General features: G+C 38.6%; 9 protein-coding genes. All 9 read left to right on the forward strand.

Annotation, left to right across the window (positions count from 1 at the left end; translation table 11 throughout):
* The coding region (locus AC1DRF_RS12205) for a sugar phosphate nucleotidyltransferase (protein WP_477740831.1) at window positions 1-2,143 on the forward strand (2,143 nt) is incomplete at its 5' end.
* A gap of 242 nt (window positions 2,144-2,385) precedes the next feature.
* Window positions 2,386-2,535, forward strand: a complete 150-nt coding sequence (rpmG, locus tag AC1DRF_RS12210) for a 50S ribosomal protein L33 (RefSeq protein WP_013059189.1) — start codon at window positions 2,386-2,388, stop codon at window positions 2,533-2,535.
* 46 nt (window positions 2,536-2,581) lie between these two features.
* Window positions 2,582-3,148 (forward strand): 5-formyltetrahydrofolate cyclo-ligase, encoded by a 567-nt coding sequence (locus AC1DRF_RS12215; RefSeq protein ID WP_025750520.1) that lies wholly within the window; start codon window positions 2,582-2,584, stop codon window positions 3,146-3,148.
* Window positions 3,135-3,932 (forward strand): DUF92 domain-containing protein, encoded by a 798-nt coding sequence (locus AC1DRF_RS12220; protein WP_477740832.1) that lies wholly within the window; start codon window positions 3,135-3,137, stop codon window positions 3,930-3,932. Before AC1DRF_RS12215 ends, AC1DRF_RS12220 begins: the two co-directional genes overlap by 14 nt.
* A 51-nt stretch (window positions 3,933-3,983) precedes the next feature.
* Window positions 3,984-4,160: a hypothetical protein gene (locus AC1DRF_RS12225; protein ID WP_013059186.1), complete on the forward strand. Its 177-nt coding sequence runs from the start codon at window positions 3,984-3,986 to the stop codon at window positions 4,158-4,160.
* 135 nt (window positions 4,161-4,295) lie between these two features.
* Window positions 4,296-5,816 carry a rhomboid family protein gene (locus AC1DRF_RS12230; RefSeq protein WP_097824597.1) on the forward strand — a complete coding sequence of 507 codons (1,521 nt, stop codon included), beginning with the start codon at window positions 4,296-4,298 and terminating at the stop codon, window positions 5,814-5,816.
* A gap of 181 nt (window positions 5,817-5,997) precedes the next feature.
* Window positions 5,998-6,204 carry a YqgQ family protein gene (locus AC1DRF_RS12235; RefSeq protein ID WP_013059184.1) on the forward strand — a complete coding sequence of 69 codons (207 nt, stop codon included), beginning with the start codon at window positions 5,998-6,000 and terminating at the stop codon, window positions 6,202-6,204.
* Window positions 6,205-6,206: 2 nt separating this feature from the next.
* Window positions 6,207-7,175: an ROK family glucokinase gene (locus AC1DRF_RS12240; RefSeq protein ID WP_377572752.1), complete on the forward strand. Its 969-nt coding sequence runs from the start codon at window positions 6,207-6,209 to the stop codon at window positions 7,173-7,175.
* Between the two features lie 111 nt (window positions 7,176-7,286).
* Window positions 7,287-8,189: a M14 family metallopeptidase gene (locus tag AC1DRF_RS12245; RefSeq protein ID WP_377572750.1), complete on the forward strand. Its 903-nt coding sequence runs from the start codon at window positions 7,287-7,289 to the stop codon at window positions 8,187-8,189.
* The last annotated feature ends 27 nt before the right edge of the window (window positions 8,190-8,216 follow it).

Below are 8,216 nucleotides of genomic sequence, written 5' to 3' on the forward strand. Positions count from 1 at the left end.
GATTGGGATTGGGATTACGCTGCAGTATAGGCATGAACAAACTATTGAATACTTCGGGGATGGCTCTCAGTGGGGAGTGACGCTTACTTATTTTATCGAAAAAGAGCCTCTTGGAACAGCGGGCGGAATTAAGCGAGCAGAGGCCTTTATTGAGGAAGASTGTATTATTATTAGTGGAGATGCCTTAACAGAAATTAATCTTCAAGACGTTATTCATTTTCATTATGAACAAAAAAGCGAAATGACCATTGTTACAAAAGAAGTAAACGACGTGCGGGGTTATGGAGTGGTGACGATAGATGAAGGGCATCGAGTCACGGGATTTGTAGAGAAACCGACCTACGAACAGGCCAATAGCCGATTGATTAATACGGGAGTGTATGTGATCAAAAAATCCGTTCTTGATTACGTGAATTCTTATGGTCCTACAGATTTTAGCTTTGACATTATCCCGCTTCTTTTGGAATATAATCATACTGTGTGCAGTTTTGTAACGGAAGATTATTGGATTGATATTGGGCAAATCCACCATTATCGTCAAGCACACTATGATTTGTGGAGGAAGTGGTTTGGCAATAGACAGGAAAGTATTGTCTCAGATGACGCGCTTATAGAAGAAGGGGTGACTATTTACGATCCGGTTTACGTAGGAGAAAATGTGGTGATTAGAAAAGGTGCTTCAATTGGTCCTTACACGATTATCGGAACCAATAGTATCATAGAAGCACATGCTGCAATCGATAAAACAATTTTGCTCCAAAACGTAACGGTGGGGGCAGAATCGTTTTTATACAACGCTACGATAGGTCCCTATGTAAATGTTCAAGCAATGACTACGTATGTCCAAGATACAGTAGCTGAAAATCAAGTACTACCTCAACTTTCTGTAAAACCAGATGTTTCTATCTTCAAAAACGGTCGCCTGTATGTACATTCATCTGTTGATCGAGCAAGACTGTACAATGCGTTATTGCTTGTATGCAAACACCAAGGGTCGTTCTGTCTAGCAAGCGATGATGAAGGAGAAGCCATTCAACTTCGCAAAGAATGCTTTTCTTTTTTACGGAGTAATCATTCAGCTGTGTATGATATTAAAAAAGAAGCTCTTCCGGTATTTCGATATTACATGATGACTTCACAAGCGAGCATTGGTATTTATATTGGTGTGGATAGCAAAAACAGCGGCCTATTTTTAGAAATATATGACAAGAAAGGGCAATTAGTTAATCAGCTTATTGAAAAAAAGATTGAGCGGATGTACCTTCAAGCTAAACAAGCAAACATAACAACTTCTGTTTCACTTAGAGAAACAAGCATAGGAAATATCAGGGAAGAATATTGTGATGCTTTAGTAAAATCAATTAATCAGCATGTTTTATTGGAAGACAGTACGCGGATTGGCGTGATTTGTTCGCCGTTTATACAGGAAGTTATCGAACTATTATGTAAGCGTCTTCGTGTCCGTGTTTTATTTTTAAACAAATGGGAGAAAACAGAAGAAATCAAACGAATAATTAAACGAAATAAGCTGTCTTTTTGTATTCAGATTAAAGAAGATGGAGAAACATTTGCTCTATATGATGAAAAAGGCTGCAGCGTAAATGACTCAGAAATTATGTCGCTTTATATTTATAGCGTATACATGACAAAAAAAGTAGCATTCGTTCCTATTCCTATACACTATTCATCCACACTAGAAACATTTGCTCAATCTCTCAATCAATCATTTATGAGGACAAAAGCAAAAAAACGTGATTTACTTAGTCTTTTGGGGCCCGTTCAATTTCAGTTAGATGCCATGTACGCTTTATGTCAACTGATCGAATTAATTATGGTGCAACAGCGGAAAATTTCTGAAATGATTCAATATGTCCCCCACGCTTATATGAACTGGCGGTATATTTCATGTCCGCTAGAAATTCAAGAACAAGTGATGAAGAAACTATTAGAAGAAGCAATCGGTAAACAAGTGTATGTCATTGATGGCTTAAAGATTTACCATGATCCTCATGAATGGACGCTTATTTTGCCCGATGGTCACTTGCCTGTATTAAATATTTATTCAGAGGCGTTAAACACTCAGACTGCCAAGAAGCTGTCGGCATATTTTGTAGAAAAAATACAAGAGTATCAAAGAGTGTAAATAATGGCTTTTATTTAAAAGAAAGGAAGTACGCCTCTTATAAAAAGAGTTCCGCTTATTTCAAGAAACTTCATCTATATGTAAGGCGTAGCAGAGAAGGAGCTCAGGGATCTAAGAGGAAAGAAAAAGTGAAGAAATGAAATTAAATGACTTTCTTCAAAAAAACAGACTGGCATTTCCTTTCGAAAAATGATATTATATTAAAGTCTGATTTATGTTTATAATGTTTGGAGGGAAAATAGATGCGCGTAAACGTTACATTAGCTTGCACTGAAACTGGTGACCGTAATTACATTACAACTAAAAACAAGCGTAATAACCCAGATCGTCTTGAGTTAAAAAAATACAGCCCAAGACTTAAAAAAGTTACACTTCATCGTGAAACAAAGTAAGCAGTAGGAGTACAATCCTGCTGTTTTTTTTATAGGGGGAATTAGAATGAAATCTCATCTGCGCAAAGAGATGAAGCGGGTTCTTAATTTAATTTCTGAAGAGCAGCACGAGGCACATTCAACAAGCATAGCAAATGCACTGTATGAAACTTGTTTATGGAAAGAAGCTAGAGTCATTGCAGCTACGGTTTCAAGAAATAAAGAAGTTAATACGAAAGCCATCATTGAACGTGCTTGGAAAGATGGGAAGAAAGTAGCTGTTCCAAAATGCAACCCCACAACATCTCAAATGGTTTTCTACGAGATTACGAATTTTTCACAGCTTGAAACAGTATACTACGGGTTAGCGGAGCCAATTGTTGAAGAAACTGTTCCCGTTTCAAAATCTTCAATTGATTTACTCCTTGTGCCTGGCGTGGTATATAGTAAAAATGGATATCGTATCGGCTATGGAGGCGGCTATTACGATCGTTATCTAACAGATTATAGCGGACAGAAGCTAAGCCTTGCGTTTGATTGTCAAGTCGTTTCAGAGGTTCCATATGAATCTCATGATATTCCCGTGGAATATATTTTGACAGAGAAGGAGCTTATTTGCTGTGAATCTGTTTGATGCTGTCATGATAATTGTAATATTACTCATGGCAGGAGCAGGCTACATAGCAAAAGCACTGACAGTATCGGGAGCCTGCATGTCTTTTATCGTAGGAGCGAGCGTTTATATCGGTTTTTCGCTTCAAGGTYTTTTACTCTTACTCTTATTTTTTAGCACTTCTACGTTGTGTAGTAAGTACAAAAAAGAAAAAAAACGTGCATTAGAAGAAAAGCTAGAGAAGCACGACAGGCGAGATTATATTCAAGTCCTTGCTAATGGAGGTGTAGCTGCTGCTTGCGGTTTGTTATATGCTGTAACAGCTTTTCCTGTTTACATGTGGATGTTTATGATCAGTATCTCAGCTGCTAATGCGGATACGTGGGCATCTGAAATAGGGTCTCTTAGTAAGAAGCCGCCGTTTTACCTTTGGACGTTAAAGAGAGTAGAAGCGGGTACCTCAGGAGCCGTTTCACTTTTAGGCACAGCAGCCGGAGCAGCCGGAGCTTTTCTTATTGCTGCCGCTTGTTATTTTGCTTTTCCATCCGTATCGCTAAGTAGTATATTGCTAGTCGGGTGCTTTGGTTTTATTGGAAACGCTATAGACACTCTTCTTGGAGCAAGTGTGCAAGTTCGCTTTCGCTGTCAAAGCTGCGGTATTGAAACGGAACGGAAAGATCATTGCCGTAAGCCAACGATAAAAGAGAAAGGAATAACTTTCTTTAACAATGATGTTGTAAATCTTGCCGCTATTTTGCTTGCTGCTTTTACAGGCGGAATCCTTATCCTGCTTTTACCTATATAAGAGCATAAAATGTTCGTCATAGGAGCAAAGTAAACGTAAGGAGGCTTGAAAATGAGACATATTGTATTAGTACTTACGCTTTTAGTTGTTGGAACGCTGGGCTATCAAATGAGATACCGTGTTTTAAATTCGCTGTTTGGAAATTCATTTATCCGTAGTCTAGCTGTTCGTTCATTTTTTAATTTGCCGTTTGTTCGGGATCGTTTAATGAAGCAGGTCTTCCGCTAAGAGCGAAAGATACATAAAAAAACACCTTACAGACCTGTAAGGTGTTTTTTTGTAGAAAAAGAAAAAGGGAAAATCGTTGCTTTTTTCCTGGCTTTCTGCCATCTTTACATATAGAGAGTATGAGGAGGTGACTATTTGTCTAGGCAAGATTTTTATTATTGGCAGCTGGCACAGCAATTGCTTGGCCATTCTTCATATGAGTTGATTTCGATGAAAGCTGATGCTTCAGAGCTATGGTTTCAATCTTCGCATCGCAAAGATAAGTCAATTGTCCGCATAGTCCGCCGGAATTTTAAATCAGCCGTTGAGCAGCAAAAAGATGTATTGTATGCATTACAAAGAGCTGAGAATGTGCGAAAGCAAAGAGGTAAATCAACGCTTACTCTTAACACGATTTACTTTGCTGATTTTGATCCTTTTTATACAGAGCAGTCCTTAGAAAGTGCGCCAAGTCCCTCTAAAGTGAATAGTTATGTTGAACAGTTAACGGCAGAGAAAGCAAGCGCTTATGAACCTCTATTCGAACGGCTGGGTCTTACATTAGAAAGCGCAGACAATTTCTCTTCCGAAGAAGAAGAACAGCAAATAGAGCAGTGGAAACATAAAATTGTGCTTTTTGTACAGAAAAAGCAAAGCGAAGAACAGCAAATAGCTGGATACGGGAAGCCTATTTTTACATATATATTTTTAGCGCTGCAAATATTAATGTTTCTATTTCTGGAGTGGAAGAGCAGTACACAAAATACGCTCACTCTGATTCAATACGGAGCTAAATACAACCCCTTAATTATGGAAGGCGAATGGTGGCGTTTTTTTACACCTATAATTTTGCATATAGGACTTCTGCATTTGCTTATGAATAGTGTAGCCCTGTATTATTTAGGAACGCTTGTAGAGAGGATATATGGCAGCGGGCGTTTTGTCTTTATTTATATATTTGCCGGGTTTGCAGGATCTCTAGGAAGTTTTATATGGAATACGTCCATTTCCGCAGGAGCCTCAGGGGCCATTTTCGGTTGCTTTGGAGCTTTACTGTTTTTAGCAAGAACAAATCCACGCTTCTTTTTTCGAACAATGGGATCGAGTTTCATTGTCATCATTGTGATTAACTTGATTTTTGGATTTGTTGCGCCGAACGTCGATAATGCAGGGCATATTGGCGGTTTGGTTGGCGGATTTTTAGCTGCGAGCATCGTCAGTTTACCGAAACAAAAAAAGCTGTATATTCAAATTCCGGCTTTCATTTGCACGCTTTTATTAGTAGGAAGTCTGCTTTTTTATGGATATCATGAGCGTTCTGTTTATCAAGATGAGCCCTATGCACTTAGCGTAGCGGCTACGTATCTTCAGCAGAAGCAGTATGAAGAAGCAAAAGATGCCATTAAGCTTTTTGTTGAAAAAGGAACAGGAAATAGTAACGTGTATTTCGTCAGTGCTAACGCAGAATTTTATCTTGAAAATTATAAAGAAGCTAAACAGCAATTGAATCAGGCTGTAAAGTATGATCCAACTTTTCATGAGGCGTATTACAATTTAGCTCTGGTGAATATGAAACTGAATGATATTCCAGCGGCCACACAAAATATCGATAAAGCAATTGCGCTTGAACCGCAAAATGAAAAATACGAAAAGCTGAAGCAAGAGATAGGAAATTAAAATTGTTGAATGACGAATTTAATATTTTATACTTTACTATTGTGAGAACGTTTACTAGAATATTAATATGTAGACCYAGCAGTGGGCGTTAAATACGGCCGCTGTTTATGACTGAATGACTGTTGAGTTATCTCAAAATAAATGAATCATATCACCTAGAAAATAGGATAAAGGTGACAGAATGAATACGTTATATGATGTACAACAATTATTAAAGTCCTTCGGCATTTTTATATACGTGGGCGATCGTATTGCTGATTTAGAGCTGATGGAAGCGGAAGTAAAAGAGTTATATCAGTCTAACTTGATTGATGTACGTGATTACCAAATGGCAATTCTTTTGCTTCGTCGAGAGTTAAAACAACAAAAAGAGAAAAAGGATGAATGAACATGGATGACAAATGGTTAGTTGGAGTTGATTTAGGCGGTACAACAATAAAAATGGCCTTTATTAATCATTATGGAGAAATCATTCACAAGTGGGAAATTAATACGGATGTGAGCGAGCAAGGCCGTAAAATTCCAACGGATATTGCAAAAGCAATTGATAAAAAGTTAAACGATCTTGGAGAAGTAAAATCAAGGTTAGTAGGAATTGGTATTGGTGCACCGGGGCCTGTTAACTTTGCAAACGGTTCGATTGAAGTAGCTGTAAATTTAGGTTGGGAAAAATTCCCTATCAAAGATATCTTGGAAGTAGAAACTTCTCTTCCTGTTGTAGTAGACAATGATGCAAACATTGCAGCGATTGGAGAAATGTGGAAGGGTGCTGGAGACGGAGCAAAAGATTTACTTTGCGTTACGCTTGGCACAGGCGTTGGCGGTGGCGTCATTGCAAACGGTGAAATTGTACAAGGCGTAAATGGAGCCGCTGGTGAGATCGGGCACATTACTTCTATTCCTGAAGGCGGGGCACCGTGTAACTGCGGCAAAACCGGCTGTTTAGAAACCATTGCTTCAGCAACTGGAATTGTACGTTTAACAATGGAAGAATTAACGGAAACGGACAAACCAAGTGAGCTTCGCACGTTGTTAGAACAAAATGGACAAGTTACATCTAAAGATGTATTTGATGCAGCTCGTTCAAAAGACGAGTTAGCTATGCATGTTGTAGATAAAGTTGCTTTTCATTTAGGTCTGGCACTAGCAAACTCTGCTAATGCATTAAACCCTGAGAAGATCGTTCTAGGCGGCGGTGTGTCTCGTGCAGGCGAGGTATTACTTGCACCGGTAAGAGATTATTTCAAACGTTTTGCATTTCCTCGTGTAGCGCAAGGTGCTGAACTAGCAATCGCTACTTTAGGAAACGATGCGGGAATTATTGGAGGAGCTTGGTTAGTTAAATCTTATTTTGAATAATAAGCAAGAATCTAACTGAGATAAAAAAGCGCTTTGACATTTAGTCAAAGCGCTTTTTTATCATGCATCTTTTCAATCTTTACATATACATAGTGTAAAGGAGTGAAGATTATGCAAATTGTAGATATCCAAAAGCCCTACGATTACATGCGAACAATACAAGATATCCAAACACTTTTGACGTACTATCCCTATGGTTCTCTTGAATGGATAGGGTGCAGCGTGCTTGGAAAGCCGATTCCTCATATTTTAATTGGAAACGGAGAAAGAAAGGTTCATATTAATGCATCTTTTCATGCCAATGAATGGATTACGACAAATGTTCTTCTACAGTTTGTTGAAGATTATTTAGCTGCTCTTCATTACGACAAGGCGTTGAACGGGCAGGAAGCAAGAGCTCTTTTTAATCAAATTACGCTTTCTGCGGTTCCGATTGTTAATCCAGACGGAGTAGATTTGGTCTTAAAAGGTCCTGCTGTAAGTGAACCTTATGCGTCTTTTCTTTCTAAAATAGGAAGAGATTTTCCTGATTTTCAAAGCTGGAAAGCAAATATCCGAGGGGTAGACCTAAACAATCAGTTTCCGGCTTATTGGGAAATTGAAAAAAAGCGCAAAGAACCTAAAGCTCCGCATTATCGGGACTTTCCAGGTTATCAATCTCTGTCTGAACCTGAAGCGCAGGCAATGGTAAAACTCGTTGAGCGTCATGATTTTGATTGTGTGATCGCTTTACATACCCAAGGAGAAGAATTTTACTGGGGGTATATGAATGAAGAGCCGAAGGAAGCGGAGGAAATAGCCAGTTATTTTGAAAGGGTAAGCGGTTATAAAGCAGTCAAAACGATTGATAGTCACGCTGGATTTAAGGATTGGTTTATTTTAGAAAAGAAAAAGCTAGGGTTCACTTTAGAACTGGGGAAAGGAATTAATCCGCTGCCTCTATCTCAAATGTCGCGCGTATATAATCCGACTAAAGCTATTTTAGTTGCGGCAATGGAATATCTATCTATTTGAAAAGCCACGCAAAGCATATGCTTTGCG

This window comes from Priestia sp. P5_B4 (assembly GCF_056400385.1).

Bases quoted from the DNA above. Each gene is read 5' to 3' on its own strand.
- rpmG (WP_013059189.1), top strand. From the start codon at position 2,386: ATGCGCGTAAACGTTACATTAGCTTGCACTGAAACTGGTGACCGTAAT.
- AC1DRF_RS12215 (WP_025750520.1), top strand. From the start codon at position 2,582: ATGAAATCTCATCTGCGCAAAGAGATGAAGCGGGTTCTTAATTTAATT.
- AC1DRF_RS12225 (WP_013059186.1), top strand. From the start codon at position 3,984: ATGAGACATATTGTATTAGTACTTACGCTTTTAGTTGTTGGAACGCTG.
- AC1DRF_RS12235 (WP_013059184.1), top strand. From the start codon at position 5,998: ATGAATACGTTATATGATGTACAACAATTATTAAAGTCCTTCGGCATT.
- AC1DRF_RS12240 (WP_377572752.1), top strand. From the start codon at position 6,207: ATGGATGACAAATGGTTAGTTGGAGTTGATTTAGGCGGTACAACAATA.
- AC1DRF_RS12245 (WP_377572750.1), top strand. From the start codon at position 7,287: ATGCAAATTGTAGATATCCAAAAGCCCTACGATTACATGCGAACAATA.